Origin of the sequence: Kouleothrix sp., from assembly GCF_046328425.1 — a bacterium.
GTDB lineage: Bacteria > Chloroflexota > Chloroflexia > Chloroflexales > Roseiflexaceae > Kouleothrix.
This window is the reverse complement of record NZ_JAXLWP010000036.1, coordinates 53,914-68,771: the sequence shown is the minus strand read 5'-3', so window position 1 is coordinate 68,771 and position 14,858 is coordinate 53,914. Positions and strand designations below refer to the sequence as shown.

The 14,858-nt window shown below is 66.7% G+C and carries 17 protein-coding genes; 4 read left to right on the top strand and 13 right to left on the bottom strand.

The window, feature by feature from the left end; all coding sequences use genetic code 11:
• Positions 1-113: 113 nt before the first annotated feature.
• Positions 114-710, bottom strand: coding sequence for a TetR/AcrR family transcriptional regulator (locus U0177_RS25735; RefSeq protein ID WP_409573533.1), 597 nt, complete (start codon positions 708-710; stop codon positions 114-116).
• A gap of 149 nt (positions 711-859) precedes the next feature.
• On the opposite strand from U0177_RS25735, the gene U0177_RS25730 reads away from it, so the two are divergent.
• Complete coding sequence (locus U0177_RS25730; RefSeq protein ID WP_409573532.1) at positions 860-1,510, top strand: class I SAM-dependent methyltransferase; 651 nt, start codon at positions 860-862, stop codon at positions 1,508-1,510.
• Between the two features lie 74 nt (positions 1,511-1,584).
• Here the strand turns inward: U0177_RS25730 and U0177_RS25725 are convergent, their stop codons facing one another.
• From U0177_RS25725 to U0177_RS25670, 12 genes are all read right to left on the bottom strand, one after another.
• A complete protein-coding gene (locus tag U0177_RS25725; protein WP_409573531.1) occupies positions 1,585-2,298 on the bottom strand; it encodes an ABC transporter ATP-binding protein in 714 nt (237 codons plus the stop codon).
• Between the two features lie 124 nt (positions 2,299-2,422).
• Positions 2,423-3,268: an ABC transporter ATP-binding protein gene (locus U0177_RS25720; protein WP_409573530.1), complete on the bottom strand. Its 846-nt coding sequence runs from the start codon at positions 3,266-3,268 to the stop codon at positions 2,423-2,425.
• Between the two features lie 4 nt (positions 3,269-3,272).
• On the bottom strand, positions 3,273-4,634 hold the full coding sequence (locus tag U0177_RS25715; protein ID WP_409573529.1) for a branched-chain amino acid ABC transporter permease: 1,362 nt from the start codon (positions 4,632-4,634) through the stop codon (positions 3,273-3,275).
• On the bottom strand, positions 4,550-4,987 hold the full coding sequence (locus tag U0177_RS25710; RefSeq protein ID WP_409573528.1) for a hypothetical protein: 438 nt from the start codon (positions 4,985-4,987) through the stop codon (positions 4,550-4,552). The genes U0177_RS25715 and U0177_RS25710 overlap by 85 nt, the downstream gene beginning before the upstream one ends.
• Positions 4,988-5,053: 66 nt before the next feature.
• A complete protein-coding gene (locus U0177_RS25705; protein ID WP_409573527.1) occupies positions 5,054-5,293 on the bottom strand; it encodes an ABC transporter permease subunit in 240 nt (79 codons plus the stop codon).
• A gap of 216 nt (positions 5,294-5,509) precedes the next feature.
• Positions 5,510-5,824, bottom strand: coding sequence for a hypothetical protein (locus U0177_RS25700; RefSeq protein ID WP_409573526.1), 315 nt, complete (start codon positions 5,822-5,824; stop codon positions 5,510-5,512).
• Between the two features lie 267 nt (positions 5,825-6,091).
• The gene (locus U0177_RS25695) at positions 6,092-6,220 is read right to left on the bottom strand and encodes an ABC transporter permease subunit (RefSeq protein WP_409573539.1); all 129 of its coding nucleotides are present in this window, start codon (positions 6,218-6,220) and stop codon (positions 6,092-6,094) included.
• 162 nt (positions 6,221-6,382) lie between these two features.
• Complete coding sequence (locus U0177_RS25690; RefSeq protein WP_409573538.1) at positions 6,383-7,330, bottom strand: branched-chain amino acid ABC transporter substrate-binding protein; 948 nt, start codon at positions 7,328-7,330, stop codon at positions 6,383-6,385.
• A 23-nt stretch (positions 7,331-7,353) separates the two neighbouring features.
• Positions 7,354-7,737: a hypothetical protein gene (locus U0177_RS25685; RefSeq protein ID WP_409573525.1), complete on the bottom strand. Its 384-nt coding sequence runs from the start codon at positions 7,735-7,737 to the stop codon at positions 7,354-7,356.
• Between the two features lie 553 nt (positions 7,738-8,290).
• On the bottom strand, positions 8,291-9,031 hold the full coding sequence (locus U0177_RS25680; RefSeq protein ID WP_409573537.1) for an amino acid ABC transporter ATP-binding protein: 741 nt from the start codon (positions 9,029-9,031) through the stop codon (positions 8,291-8,293).
• Positions 9,032-9,111: 80 nt separating this feature from the next.
• A complete protein-coding gene (locus U0177_RS25675) occupies positions 9,112-9,933 on the bottom strand; it encodes an amino acid ABC transporter permease (protein WP_409573524.1) in 822 nt (273 codons plus the stop codon).
• Between the two features lie 279 nt (positions 9,934-10,212).
• A complete protein-coding gene (locus U0177_RS25670; RefSeq protein WP_409573523.1) occupies positions 10,213-11,118 on the bottom strand; it encodes a transporter substrate-binding domain-containing protein in 906 nt (301 codons plus the stop codon).
• A 229-nt stretch (positions 11,119-11,347) separates the two neighbouring features.
• Here U0177_RS25670 and U0177_RS25665 point away from each other — a divergent pair, with 229 nt between their 5' ends.
• From U0177_RS25665 to U0177_RS25655, 3 genes are all read left to right on the top strand, one after another.
• Entirely contained in the window at positions 11,348-11,938 is a 591-nt protein-coding gene (locus tag U0177_RS25665) for a hypothetical protein (RefSeq protein ID WP_409573522.1), read from the top strand.
• A gap of 44 nt (positions 11,939-11,982) precedes the next feature.
• On the top strand, positions 11,983-12,822 hold the full coding sequence (locus U0177_RS25660) for an aminoglycoside 6-adenylyltransferase (protein WP_409573536.1): 840 nt from the start codon (positions 11,983-11,985) through the stop codon (positions 12,820-12,822).
• Positions 12,823-13,110: 288 nt separating this feature from the next.
• On the top strand, positions 13,111-14,850 hold the full coding sequence (locus tag U0177_RS25655; protein ID WP_409573521.1) for a PQQ-dependent sugar dehydrogenase: 1,740 nt from the start codon (positions 13,111-13,113) through the stop codon (positions 14,848-14,850).
• Positions 14,851-14,858: the final 8 nt, after the last annotated feature.

Sequence of the window (14,858 nt, the reverse complement as noted above, 5' to 3'; positions counted from 1 at the left end):
GGCAGCATGGTACTCAGCCATCGTTGCGTGTGCGTTTTTCTGCGCAGAGCGCGGAAAAACGCACACAGATACAGAATCAGGGGCGCTCAGCATTCGGCAGAGCGCTGGCAGCGTCACAGCAGCCGCTCGGCCGGCGCCCGCTCGATCTTCAGCAGCTCGCACAGGCCGGGCAGCACCAGCGTGGCGTACAGCGCGCTCATCTGCTCGGGGCTGTAGGGCTGCTTCTGCTCAAACCACCACGCCAGCAGCTCAAACAGCGTCGAGGCACAGTGAAGCGTCGCAATGCTGCGCAGCCGCGCGTCGGCCGCTTCGCCGGGCACAATCCGCGCCAGGCGCTCGGCCAAGCGCTCGGCCAGAAACTGCTCGACCCGCCGCAGCACGTGCTCGCCGCCGCGGCTGCCGACGATCGCGCGGTACTCGGCTTGGTGCTGGGCGGTGTGGCGGAAAAACACCAGGCTGAAGCGCTCCACCGGCGCCGACTGGTCGGCCGGCAGATCAAACAGGCTGTGCAGACGCTCGAACCCGCTCATCAGCAGGTCGTCTTTGTCGTAAAAGTGGGCGTAGAACGTCGAGCGACCAACGTCGGCCCGGTCGAGAATATCCTGCACGGTAATCTCGCCGTACTGGCGCTCGCGCATCAGCGCCAGCAGCGCGTCGGTCAGCAGGTGGCGGGTACGCCGCACGCGCCGATCGGTCTGCTCGGTCTTCATCTGGCGTCCTCACGTTCTCGCACAATCGGGGCAGCGCTGTTCGCTAATGAATAGTCGCCCGGCATCTGGTTATTGCCCGGCGCCCCTCCCGGTAGTATAACCGATCTCGAACACAATGTTCGGTATGGAATAGACTGTTTTAGGAGGAAATGACCATGCACCATGCCAGCCACAGCCACATAGCCAGCCGGGGCGGCCACGTAATCCACTGGGCCACGGCCTACGATCTGTTCCTCGAGCGCATCTCGCGCCTGAGCGACGCGCGCGTGATTGCGATTGCCGGCATCCGCCCGGGCGACACGGTGCTCGACGTGGGCTGCGGGCCAGGCAGCCTCACGCGCGCCGCCCAGCGCGCGGCCGGTGCACACGGCGCGGCCTACGGCATCGACCCCGCACCCGAGATGGTGGCGCGCGCCCAGCGCAACGCCCGCCGAGCCGGCTCGACCGCGCGCTTCCAGGCTAGCGGGATCGAGGCGCTGCCCTTTCCCGACGGCATGTTCGATCTGGCGATGGGCCGGCTCATGTTTCACCACCTGAGCGACGAGCAGAAGCGCGCCGGACTGCGCGAGATTCGCCGTGTGCTGAAGCCCGGCGGCATGTTCCTGACCGTCGACGCCGAGATTGCGCCTCATGGGCTGGTCGGCCGCCTGCTGGCGCACTCTTCTGCAGCGCCGATGAGCCATATCAGCATTGCCGAGTACGCCAGCATGTATGCCGAAGCCGGCTACGCCGACATCCGCAGCGGGCCGACGGGCGCGCGCTTTCTGGCGTATGTGAGCGGCCGCTCGCCCGGCGCTTAGAGGCGCCCACAACGCAGCAGCCGCCGACGAAGCGCTCGTCGGCGGCTGCTGGCGCGTTTCGGTGGCTGAGGTGGCTACTCCATGCCCAGGTAGGCCTTCTGCACCGTCTCGTTCTCGCTCAGCGCCTTGGCCGAGTCCGACAGCACAATCTGGCCAGTCTGCAGCACGTAGCCGCGGTGGGCGATGCCAAGCGCCATGAGCGCGTTCTGCTCGACGAGCAGAATGGTGGTGCCCTGGGAGTTGATATCTTTGATGATATTGAAGATCTGCTCGACCAGCACCGGCGCCAGGCCCATCGACGGCTCGTCGAGCAGCAGCACCTTGGGCCGGCCCATCAGCGCGCGGCCGATCGCCAGCATCTGCTGCTCGCCGCCCGAGAGCGTGCCGCCGTACTGGCCAACGCGCTCCTTCAGGCGCGGAAACAGGCCGAACACCCGCTCCATATCGCTCGCGATATTGGTTTTATCGGTGCGGGTAAACGCGCCCATCTCGAGGTTCTCGCGCACCGTCAGGCGCGGGAAGATCCGCCGGCCCTCCGGCGACTGGAGCACGCCAAGGTTCACGACCTTGTGCGCGGGAATCTGGTCGATCCGCTGGCCTTCAAGCGTCACCTGGCCCTGGCGCGGCGGCGTAATGCCCGAGATCGTGCGCAGCGTGGTGCTCTTGCCGGCGCCATTCGAGCCGATCAGCGTGACGATCTCGCCTTTTTCAACCGTGAGCGAGATGCCCTTGAGGGCGTGGATGTTGCCGTAGTAGGTGTGAACGTCTTTCAGTTCCAGAAGCGCCATAGTGCCCTCATCAATCCACAGATTGCACAGATTGCACAGATTACACAGATTGCAAGACTTCCGCAGTCAGCGTTCTTAGCCTTCGGCGGGACGGTACTTTTGTAATCTGTGGACAAATCATCCGCTAGCCTAGCGCCGCAGTGGCCGTCGATTTTCGGCCGCCCTTGCCGTGGGCAGCCGCGCCCTTGCCGAGGTACGCCTCGATCACCTGCGGGTCGCTCTGCACCTCGCCGGGCAGGCCCTCGCTGATCTTCGCGCCGTGGTCGAGCACGGTCACCTTCTCGGAGATGCCCATCACCACCTTCATATCGTGCTCGATCAGCAGCACCGTCACGCCCTTTTCCTTGCGCGAAGGGCTCTCGTAGTCGCTGCGCAGGTGGTAGATCAGCCGCGTCAGGTCGTCGGTCTCGGCCGGGTTCATACCGGCGGTCGGCTCGTCGAGCAGCAGCAGCTTGGGGTCGGTGCCGAGGGCGCGCGCCACCTCGAGCCGGCGCTGGTCGCCGTACGGCAAGTTCTTGGCCGTCTCGTCGGCGCGCTTGCGGCCGAGGCCCACGAAGTCGAGCAGGTCGAGCGCGCGCCTACGCACCCGCTCTTCTTCCTGGCTCATGGCCTTCGAGCGGATGAGCGTGCCGAACACGCCGGCGCGCATGCGCGGGTGCTGGCCGACCATCACATTCTCAAGCGCGGTCATATTCGCGAACAGGCGAATATTCTGGAACGTGCGCCCGATGCCAAGCGCCGTCACCTGGTGTGGCTTCAGGCCATTGAGCTGTACGCCATCGAACAGCAGCGTGCCGGTGGTAGGGGTGTACAGCCCAGTGATCATATTGAAGAACGTGGTCTTGCCAGCGCCATTGGGGCCGATCAGGCCGCTGATCGACCCGCGCTCGATCACGAAGTCCACGTTGTTGACGGCCACGAGGCCGCCAAAGCGCTTGGTAATGCCAGTCGCTTCGAGTACAGGCGCCATATGGTTACTCCGTGCTCAGCTGAGCGTTATTATGCTCGACATCAAACGCGCTCGCGTTCTCGTGCCGCGCGGTCTCCTCGTCGGCGTGCAGCTCGGCGCGGCGGCGCGCGCTGGGCACGAGGCCTTCGGGCCGCACCAGCATCATGATCACCAGCACGATGCCAAACAGCATGAGCCGGTAGTCGGAGGCCTTGAAGTTGGCCAGGGCCTCGTTGTTCGAGTTCGACGCGATCTGCTTGAGCAGGTCGGTCAGGCGGTTGAGGAAGAAGATATCGGCCGAGACGATGATCAGGCCGCCGAGGATGACGCCAGGGATATTGCCGAGGCCGCCAAGGATCACCATACACAAGATCAGCACCGACTTATCGAACTGAAAGCTGGATGGCGTGATCGAGCCGAGGTAGGCGCCGTAGAACGCGCCGCCGAAGCCCGAGAACGTCGCGCCGAGCGCGAACGCCAGCAGCTTGGTGCGCACCAGGTCGATGCCCATTGAGGCAGCGGCCAGCTCATCCTCGCGCATGGCCATCCAGGCGCGGCCGAGCCGCGAGCGGCGCAGGCGGTTGATGAAGAAGATCGAGAAGCCAAAGATCACGATAATCAGGTAGTACCAGGGCGTGCGCTCGGTTGGCAGGAACTGGCCGGCGCCGCTGGTGCCGGGGATCGCCAGGGGTGTGCCGCCGATGTCGGTGCCATAGAAGAACGCATACAGCAGGAACACGGCCAGCAGCCCGCCGACGATCTTTGTCAGCGTGGTCGACTTCCTGGCGGCGCGCTCGTCGTCGAGCACGCGGCGCACCAGGTAGAGCGCGGCGAGCACCACCAGCACAAAGCCGATCAGCTCGATAATCATCGCCCCCGAGCCGTCGAGGCGCTGCACGATCGGCAGGAACGGCGGGGCGATCGCGCTGATGCCCGGGTCGCCGCCGGTCAGGTTCAGCGGCTCGCCAGTCGAAGTTTTGATCCAGTCGACGGCATCGAGGTTGGTGAACAAGATCGGCACAATCTCGCCGAAGCCCAGCGTCACGATCGCCAGGTAATCGCCGCGCAGCGGCAGCGTCGGCGCGCCGAGGATGATGCCAAACATCGCGGCGACGGCGGCGGCGATCCAGATCACCAGCCAGAACGAGAGCTGAAAGTTCGAGCCAAACTGGCCCGACAGGTGCGTCGAGGAGAGCATGCCGGCGGTATAGGCGCCGATCGCGAAAAACGCGGCGTAGCCTAAGTCGAGCAGGCCGGCATAGCCAACCACGATATTCAGACCCAGCGCCAGGATGATAAAGATCATGATCGGGATGATATCGCCGAGCCATGCCAGGCCGAGGCCGCGGTCGATCTGCGGCAGGAACAGCAGAAACGCGCCGACCACCGCGCCAACGAAGCGGGCGTGCGGCCGATGCCGGCGAGGTGCTGGCTAGCCGAGAGGATCGCCGCCACCGCCACCACGTCCACCAGGCCGATCAGGCCGGCCACCAGCGCCGAGCCGGCGGCGCCAGTCCCAATGGCTATGTCGAGCGCCGTCTGGCCGCCAGCGGGTCGAGCCACAGGCTGCGCCAGCAGCACCAGCGAATGATCCAGCACCACGCCGGCGGCCACGCCATTCAGCAAGCCGTAGCGCACACCATCGCGCGGCGTCTTGAGCGACTCGTTGTTTGCCGAGAGCAGACCGATGATCAGGCCGACGATCAGCGCGGCCATCCACACGGTTTTTCCCGCCGGCAATCAGAATCGTCGCGACGCGGCGACGCCGGCCCAGATACCAAATCGTACCTTACCCATCGCCCGCACCTACGCTTTCTGTCCGACATCCTCACCGAGCAGGCCGGTGGGGCGGAAGACCAGAATGGCCACAAGGATACCGAAGATCACGGCGTTGGTCCACTGTGTCGCCAAATACTGGTCCGACAGCGTCTGGATCAGGCCGATCAGGAAACCGCCGAGCATCGCGCCGACGACATTGCCAATGCCGCCGAGCACCGCCGACGTGAACGAGAGCAAGCCGGCCTTGAAGCCCAGGTCGAACACCACCTGAGTGGTATAGATCGCGGCGATCAGGCCGGCCGCCAGCTTTCAGCGCGCCGCCGAGCAAAAACGCCAGCGAGATCGTGCGGTCGACATCAATACCCATGAGGCGCGCAGCGTCGCGATCCTGGGCGGTGGCGCGCATAGCCTTGCCGGCGCTCGTGCGCTGCACAAGCAAGATAGCCAGTCATCAGCGACACGCTCACCAGCACCACGGCCACGTCAAGCCAGCTCAAATCGGCGCGCCTTCGCCGAAGAGGTTATTCGTCGACACCAGGCCCGCCGGCACGTCTTTCGACGCCACGTCGGTCGTGCCCATGATCTTGGGGTGCTTGGCGCGATCTCAAGCTCGACGCGCGCCGGGCTGCCCTCGGGGCCAAGCACGGCGTTGCGCGTGGCGTTCAGCGCCGAGACCGAGATGGCCGTGAGCAGCAGCAGCGGCACGAGCCACAGCGCCAGCCGCGCAATCGCCCGGTCGGTCTTCACGCGGCGGTTCAGCGCAATGCCCCACAGGCCAGCGGCGAACCGGCACCACAAACACCACCAGGCCGTACAGCGCGCCGGTATCGCCACGGCGCCACGGCAGCTTGCCCCACAGCAAAACCCATTGCAGAATAAACGAGATACCGATCGCCGAGATCAGCGGCGCCAGAGCAGGCGTTAGCGAGGCGGCGATGAGCGATCCGCTCGATGCATAGTTCAAGAACCCGTGAAGCACATCACGACGAAGATCAGGATAACGAACAGCGTCAGCGCGCTGCAGGGGTGGCGTCGTACGATTCCAGCCAGTCAAGCCGATCAGCATCAGCGCGGCAAACGAGCCGACATAAACACATCGCCGTGGGCGAAGTTGATCAGCTCGATGATGCCATACACCAGGGTGTAGCCGAGCGCAATGATCGCGAGGATCGCGCCTTTCGAGACGCCGGTGATCCAGCTGTTGAGCCAGCAGGCTGGGGTTTTAGATCGCCTGGCTGAGGATCGGAAGAGTACCAGCGCCAGCAGGAGCGCCGCTGTTACGCCGACGATCCATCGACCGATATTTTGGCTTGCAGGGCGGGCAGCCGGTTGCGCCGTTGGCCATCAGGGTCTCCTTCAAGATGAAACCGTTACGCCGTGGTACGCATGGGAAGCGCGGGGCATTACGCCAGCCCCGCGCTCCCCACTGGTGGCGCGCGCTCGCGCAGGATGGCGCCGCGAGCCGCGCCTGCCGGAGGACACTTCCAGCACGGTGGTGGTATCGGCGTCGAACTTGCCACCCTTCACCTGCACGCCGCTCATGGTCGTCGGGCTGGTGTCGCCGTTCGCGTCGATGCTGAACTTACCGGTCACGCCGTCGAAGTCCTTGGTCGAGAACACCGCGTCGAGGATGGCCGCGCGGTCCTTCTTGCAGACCTTGTTGATCGCGTTCAGCGCGACGTTGGTGGCCTCGTAGCCGTACACCGCGTACACCTCGGGCTCGCTGTTGAACTCCTTCTTGTACGCGTCGTACCACTCCTTGCCCTTGCCGGTGAGCTTCGAGGCCGGAACGCCGCCGAAGGTCGCGTAGGCGCCCTCGCCGGCCTCGCCCGCCGCCTCGAGGAACGCGTCCTCGTAGATGCCGTCGGGGCCCATGAACTTGCCGGTGTAGCCAGCAGCGCGCAGGTCCTTCAGCAGCAGGCCGGCGTTGTTCTGGGTGATACCGCCGAAGTACACCAGGTCGGGGTTCGCGCTCTTGATCTTGTGCCGAGGGCCTTGTAGTCCTGGGCTTTCTTGTCGATGCCCTCGTAGCCCTTCTCCTCGAAGCCATTCTCCTTGGCCTTGGCGCGGAACACGTCGGCAATGCCCTTGCCGTACGTCTCTCTGGTGTCGTGCAGGATGTAGGAGCCTCTTCACGCCCAGTTCCTTGGCCCAGTTGGCGGCCGCTGCGCCTGCAGGTCGTCGGCGGGCACCACGCACCGGAGTGTAGTTGCGCTTGCCGTTCGGGTAGTACTTCTCGGGCTCGCCGGCCTCACCCTTGCCCGGCTTGGTCAGGCCAGGGTAGGTGTTGGCCGGGCTGATCATCACCAGGCCGGCCTGGTTGAGGATCAGGATCGAGACCTTCGCGGCGCCGAGTTGAAGGTGCCGATGTACACCATCACGTCGGCGTCGGCGGCAGCCTTGTTGGCGTTGTTGGCTTCCTGCGTCGGGTCCCACTTGCCAGCTGCGGCGGTGGCGTCGTCCATATCCTCGTAGGTGATCTTGAACTGGCCATTGCACGCCTGGCTGTTGTCCTGCTTCAGGCGCTGGTTGATCGCATTCACCACCGTATCCGACTGGCCCTTCGACGAGCCGGTGCGCGGCAGCGACGAGACGATCTTGATGGTGCCACCCTCGCCGCCGCCTGCGGCCGCAGCCGGGGCCGTAGCCGCCGCTGCGCCGCCGCCGCTCGCCAGGGCCGTGGGCGACGCGGCGTGCCGCCGCCACCACACGCCGCCAGCAGGCCGGCGGTAACCGAGATCAGCAGGAACAAGCTAACTCGCCGTTTCATGGTTGCTCCTTCATACTTGCGGAATCTGTGTTCGGGCTACGAACAATCGGGTAAACGAATATGAAATGCCAGGTGGCCATTCGCAGCGCGCTGCTCGTGTGCTGCTGGGTCGATCGCTGCCTCGCGTACCTTGGCCGATCTCCTCCTTCTACGTCAAGAACATTCCAGTGAACTCCCAACGCCACAGTGGGGCAATTGCAACACTGAACTTTGACCCCTGGATATTCGCAGCTTGGTGTGGTGTGGCGCGTAGTGTATTCGATGCGGTTTGGTTTGTCAAGCGTTATGGATAGTTGCCCAGGGCTCGCGCAAAGCCGTTTTCTCACCCTCTTCCCCTGCTCGTGCGCTTGGGGTGAGGGGGTATTGTTGGCGTCGTGGTGCGGTCGCGTTGCGATCCGCACCACGACGCCAACGTTGGTTATGCCCGATAGAGGAGCAGGCAGAGCGAGCGGCCGAAAGACGTTGCACGAGCCTGGATAGTTGCCCGGCGCACACTACAGGATGCGCTCGAGAAAGCGGCGCGTGCGCTCGTCGCGCGGGTTGCTCAGGCACTGCTCGGGCGGCCCTTCCTCGACGAACACGCCGCCGTCCATGAAGATCGCGCGGTCGGCGACCTCGCGCGCGAAGCCGATCTCGTGCGTTACGACGATCATGGTCATGCCGTCGCGCGCGAGGTCGCGCATCACCGCCAGCACCTCGCCGATCAGCTCTGGGTCGAGCGCCGAGGTCGGCTCGTCGAACAGCATCACCTGCGGCTGCATTGTGAGCGCGCGCGCGATCGCGACGCGCTGCTGCTGGCCGCCCGAGAGCTTGCTGGGGTAGACGTCGCGCTTCTCGGCCAGGCCAACCTTGGCCAGCAGCTGCTCGGCCAGCGGTATCACCTGGCTCGGCTGCATGCCCTTGACAACCACGGGCGCCTCGATCAGGTTTTCGATCACGGTTTTGTGCGGGAACAGGTTGAAGCTCTGAAATACCATGCCGGCGCGCTGGCGCAGCTCGATGATCTGCTGGCGGTGCTCGCGGGTGCGCTCGCCGGCCGGCACGCTGATGCCCGCGACCGTGACGCGGCCTTCGTCGGGCTCTTCGAGGAAGTTGATGCAGCGCAGCAGCGTGCTTTTGCCCGAGCCCGAGCGGCCGATCAGGCACACGACCTCGCGCGGCGCCACCCGCAGGTTCACGCCCTTGAGCACTTCGAGGCCACCAAAGCGTTTGTGCAGGTTTTCGACCTGGACGATTGGCTGCATACTGTTGCCAATTGAATAGTGCAGATTGCACGCTCCGCGCGCCTACCCGGCAGGCAATCTGCAGTCGGCTACTAACGGTCGCTGCGCGCCATGCGGTGCTCGAGCTTGCCCTGGAAGTAGGTCAGCACGATGGTCATGAGCCAGTACCAGATCGCCGCCACCACCAGCGCCTCGAAGAAGCGCTGGCGCGGCGCGCCGGCCTGGCGCGCCAGGCCCATCAGCTCGAGCAGGGTGATTGCGCTGGCCAGCGAGGTATCCTTCTGCATGGCAATGAACTGGTTGCCGATGTCGGGGGTGATGATCCGCAGCGCCTGGGGCAGCACGATCCGCCGCATGGTCTGCCACGGCGTCATGCCCAGCGCGGCTGCGGCCTCGGTCTGGCCGCGGCCCACCGCCTGAATGCCGGCGCGGAAGATCTCGCTCATGTAGGCGCCGTAGTTCAGGCTCAGCGCCAGCACGGCCGAGGGAAACGCGTTCAGCACCAGGCCGAGCTGCGGCAGCGCCGAGTAGATAAAGATGAACTGCAGGAACAGCGGCGTGCCGCGCATCAGCGAGATATACAGGCCCGCCAGGCTGTTGAGCGGCGCCACGCGCGAGAGCCGGGCCAGCGCGGACAGCAGCGCCAGCACTACCGCCAGGATGATCGAGATGATCGAGAGCTGAAAGGTGACGATCACGCCGCGCGAGATAAACGGCCACCAGGTGGCGATAAACCCCCAGTCGAGCGCGATCGTTTTGATTGTGACCGGGCCGATCGAGAAGCGCGCGCCGCTGAAGAAGAACAGCAGCACCAGCAGCCAGACGCACCACCAGGCGATCAGCGAGGCGCGGAATCCGCTCCAGGGCCGGCGGCGCGCGGTGATCGCCTGTAGATCCAGGGCTTCCTTTGCCATGAGGCCCCCTTGTCATTAGGCTTCATCGGAAATACAGGAGCCTGGGGGGCTTTGCCCCGCCGAACCGCCCTGGCGGGGCGTGTATGCTCGTTTTGCGGCCGTACACGCCCCACCAAGAGAGGCTTCTTGGGGGCCTGCGGCCCCAACCCCACTTACGTCCAATAAAGTCTATTACGATGCACGTGGCTAGCGTTTGTGCCTTCGGCCAGGCAGCACATTCTGGTATATGGCGCACGGATGCCCACGCCGCGCGGAGCGGCGCCGGCGCGAGCCGCCCAGCTACTTCTTGCTGGTCAGGTCGCTGCTGTAGTATTTCTTCGCCAGCGCGGTGAGCGTGCCGTCCTTGTGCATATCGTCGACGATCGCGCTGATCGCGTCGGCGAGGCCCTTGGAGTCGAGCGGGCTCTTTTGATCGAGCGCGATGCCGAGATCCTCGTAGTACACCGGGTCGCCCAGCACCTTGAACGGCTGGCCGCCCTTGACCGCGTCCTCGATCGTCGGCAGCGCGGTGAGCACCGCGTCGAGGCGCGTGCCGTCGCCGAGCGCCAGATCGGTCAGCGCCAGCGCGTCGGTATCGTACACCTGCGCCGTCGCGCCATCGGGCGCGGGCTTGAGGATCGTCTCGCCCTCGAGATTCAGCTTGCCCTGCAGGTAGTCGAGGTAGGTGGTGGCCGCGCCGACGCCAACCTTCTTGCCCTTGAGGTCGTCGATCGAGGCGGCCTTGCTGTCCTTGTGCACCGCGAATGCCGCCGGGGTGTAGTAGTACGGGCTGCTGAAAAACAGCGCCTTGCGCCGGTCGGGCGTGATCGTCATCGAGCCGACGTTGATATCCCAGCGGCCATTCCAGCTGCCGGCCGTCACGGTGTCGAAGTTCACGTCGACGAACTCGGCCTGCACGCCCAGGCGCTTGGCGACCTCGCGGCCGACGTCGACGTCAAAGCCCTCAAACGAGCCGTCGGGGTTTTTGAAGCTCTGGGGCTTGTAGTTGGCGTCGGTGGCGATCAGCAGCTTGCCGCGCTTCTTTACGTCGGCCAGCAGGTCGTTGGCGCTGGCCGCCGGCGCGGCGGTGGCCTGGGGAGCCTGTGCGGAGGTTGGCGTGCTGGCCGTGCCGCCCTGGCCACACCCGGCCAGCACCAGCAGCACTAGCGCCAGTACGAGCAGCGCTAGAACACGAGGTTTGGACACAAAGTTGCTCCTTTCCGTGTGAAAACACGCACGAACATAGCAGCAGACAGGCGGCCGCCTGTTTGTCGCCACATTTCCTTACACTGCTGCGGAGCTACCAGGACATTTTGCGGGATTGATGAGCTGGCTTATTATAAGCTGCGCGAGAGCGCTGTCAAGCCCTGTGCGCACAACTGCGACAAGAGATGGTATCATGCCGGCGACGAAGCAGCTTTGAGGGAGCTGGCATATGGGCGAGAGCCGAAACACGCTGGTGATCTGGCTGGGCGGGGTGCTGCTGGCGCTGCTGCTGATCGTGATCAGCAGCCGGGCCGGCGGCGGGCCGAACAACGCCGCGCTGCAGCAGCGCTTTGCGCCGCGCCCGACCGACCCGAACGCGCCGACGGCGCAACCTTTCGAGCTGCCGCAGGTGCACCTGCCGAGCCTGCCGCCCGCCGTGCAGCAGCAGCTCACCGGGCTGCGCGACCGGCTGCTGGGCGGGCAGGCGGTGCCGGCGCTCACGCCGGTGGCCAGCGGGCCGCGCGCGCGCATAGAGGTGCGCCAGGTGCAGCGCGCCGGCGACCACACCCAGATCAGCGGGACGATCACCAATATCACCAGCGCGCCGCTGACGATCCCGCCCGGCGCGTTCGCGTTCCGCGACAGCGCCGGCATCACCTACGCTACCACCGGCAGCGGCGGCGCCACGCTCGACCCGAACCAGTCGACATCGTTCGACCTTGGGGTGCCCGCGCCGATCGGCCGCGGCCTGACGCTGATTGTGACGCTCCCGCCCGACCCGCCGCTCCAGCAGGTGCTGGTCGTCGAAACCAAGAGCTAGCGAGGCCTATACCTCTCGGGCAGAAGGAGCGCGCCGTGACGGATATGCTTACCCGCGAGCGATTTGTGGCGCGGCTGCTGGCCGCCGCCGCCGCCGACGCGCGCATTGCCGGCGTGCTCGACTACGGCTCGACCAGCGAAGGGCGCGGCGACGCGCTCTCGGATGCCGACATTGTGCTATTTGTGCGCGACGCCGACCTGCCGGCGTTCGAGCGCGGCTGGCGCGAGTGGCTGGCGCAGTTCGGCACGGTGCTGCTGGCCTACACCAGCGGCCTGGGCAAGCCCTGGGCCGCGCTCGACGCCGCGCCGCTGCCGCTGCGCGTCGACTTCAACTTCTACCCCGCCAGCGAGCTCGACCGCATCCTCGAGTGGCCGTGCGCGCCGCGCTCGGTTGGCCATATGCTGCTGTACGACGCCACCGGCGGCGCGATCGGCGAGCGCGTGGCGCGGATCGTCGGCCGGCCGCTCGGCCCGGCCGACGCGCACGCGGCCTTCGAGCAGGTCTGCGGCGATTTCTGGTACTACGCGCTGCGCACCTGGGCCAAGCTGCTGCGCCAGCAGTGGCTGGTGGCGCACCAAGAGTACACCGCGATCGTGCTGGGCAACCTGGCGGCGCTGCTGCGGCTCGAGGCCGGCGCGACCGAGCGCTGGCGCAATAGCTCGGCGATGCTCGGCATCGAGCAGGCGCTGGCGCCCGCGCGCCTCGCCGCGCTCGAGCGCTGCTTCGCCGGCGCCGACCCGGACGAGCTTGCGCGGGCGTTTGGCGCGGCGACGCTGCTGGCCCAGCAGGTGTGCGGCGCAATCGCCGCGCGCCATGGCTGGCCCTGGCCGGCCGCGCTGGCCGCGCGCGTGGTGGCGCTCAGCCCGGCCGAGCCTGCCGCTTGAGGTTGAACAAGCGCTGTGCTGGCGAGCGATGCCCGGCGCGCATGCCTCAGGGCAAACCAGCACGCGCGTGCATGCCACGAGGCATGCGCCACCGGCGTTGCGCACGCGGCGGATCGCCTTTTCCCACCCAGAAGCCGCCCGAAAAGGGCACATCGGCGCGACTGCGCCCGCCATCTGAAATCGACCTGCCGAAGGATCTCAGCCGCGCGTTCGCGGGCTATCATATGCGCGGCCGCGCGGCGCAGCTAGCATAAGCGCAGAGAAGACACACACGAAAGCGAGCGACCAATGATCCGAGCGATACTGAGCCTGCTGGCGGGCACGCTGCTGCTGGCAGCGCTAGCGCCAGCCGCGCAGGCCGCGCCGGCCGAGCGCTGCTTCCCCGAAACCGGCCAGTGCCTGGCCGGGCGCTTTGAGCAGTTCTGGGCGGCCAACGGCGGCCTGGCGGTGTTTGGCCTGCCGATCGGCGAGCAGCGCTCCGAGCAGGGCGCCGAGGGCCAGTTCGTGGCGCAGTGGCTCGAGCGCGAGCGCTTCGAGGCCCACCCGGCGAACAAGCCGCCCTACGACGTGCTGCTGGGCCGCCTCGGCGACGAGGCGCTGCGCCGCCAGGGCCGCGACTGGCAGACGTTCCCCAAGGGCCAGCCGCAGCCCGGCTGCGAGTTCTTCGCGGCCACCGGCCACAGCGTCTGCGAGCCGTTCCTGAGCTACTGGCGCGGCCACGGCCTCGAGTTCGACGGCCGGCGCGGCACCAGCTTCGACGAAAGCCTGGCGCTGTTCGGCTACCCGCTCTCCGAGCCGGCGACCGAGACCAACAGCTCGGGCTTCAGCGTGCTGACGCAGTGGTTCGAGCGCGCGCGCTTTGAGTATGTGCCTACCAACCCCGATCCGTTCAAGGTGCTGCTGGGCCGCCTCGGCGCCGAGCTGTACGACGTGAATGCCGGCACCGGCCCGACCCAGTACCACGCGGTGCAGCAGCCCGGCTGGCCGCACCCGCTCGAGGTGCCCGCCGGCTTCACCATCAGCGAGGCCGCCGCCGGCATGCCAACGCCGCGCTTCATGGCGATCGACCCGGCCGACGGCTCGGTTGTGTTCGGATCGCATACCACCAGCCAGGTGGTGCGGCTGCGCGACTGGAACGGCGACGGCCGCTTCGACCAGGCCCAGACGATCGCCGGCGGGCTGGCGGCCGTGCACAGCGTCGCGTTTGTCGGCGGGCAGCTGCTCGCCGCCGCCGAAGACCGGCTGGTGCGCCTGAGCAACTTCGACAGCAGCGGCGCGGCGCGCCAGGTCGACCAGATCGCCGCGCTGCCGAGCGGCGCCAAAGACCTGTACGGCCACCGCACGCGCACGGTGGCGCTCGGCCCCGACGGCAAGCTGTACGTCTCGATCGGCTCGTCGTGCGATGTGTGCGTCGAAGACACGCCGCTGCGCGCGGCGATTGTGCGTATGAACGTCGACGGCAGCGGGCTAGAGGTGTACGCCTCGGGGCTGCGCAACACCGTGGGCTTCGACTGGCGGCCGGGCACCAGCGAGCTGTGGGGCGCCGACATGGGCCGCAACAACCTGGGCCAGGACCGCGTGCACGACGAGCTGAACCAGATCGTGCAGGGCGGCAACTACGGCTGGCCGTACTGCTACGACGACCGCGTGCCCAACCCGGAGTTTGCCGACCCCGGCAAGTGCGCCGCCACAATCGCCCCGGCGCTGAACTTCCCGCCGCACTGGGCGCCGCTGGGCCTGGTGTTCTACAACCGCTTCGGCTTTCCTGCGGCCTACCAGGGCGACGCGCTAGTGGCGTTCCACGGCACCGCCAAAGACCAGGTGCAGACGCTGGGCGGCTACAGCGTGGCGCGCGTGCGCTTCAAGAGCGGCAGGCCGATCGCGACCGAGGACCTGGTGCGCGGCTGGAATGCGAACGGCGACGTGTGGGGCCGCCCGGCCGGGCTGCTGGCCGACCGCGACGGCAGCCTGCTGATATCCGACGACCTGGGCGGCCGGATCTTCCGGCTGCGCTACGTCGGCCGCTAAGGCAGCCA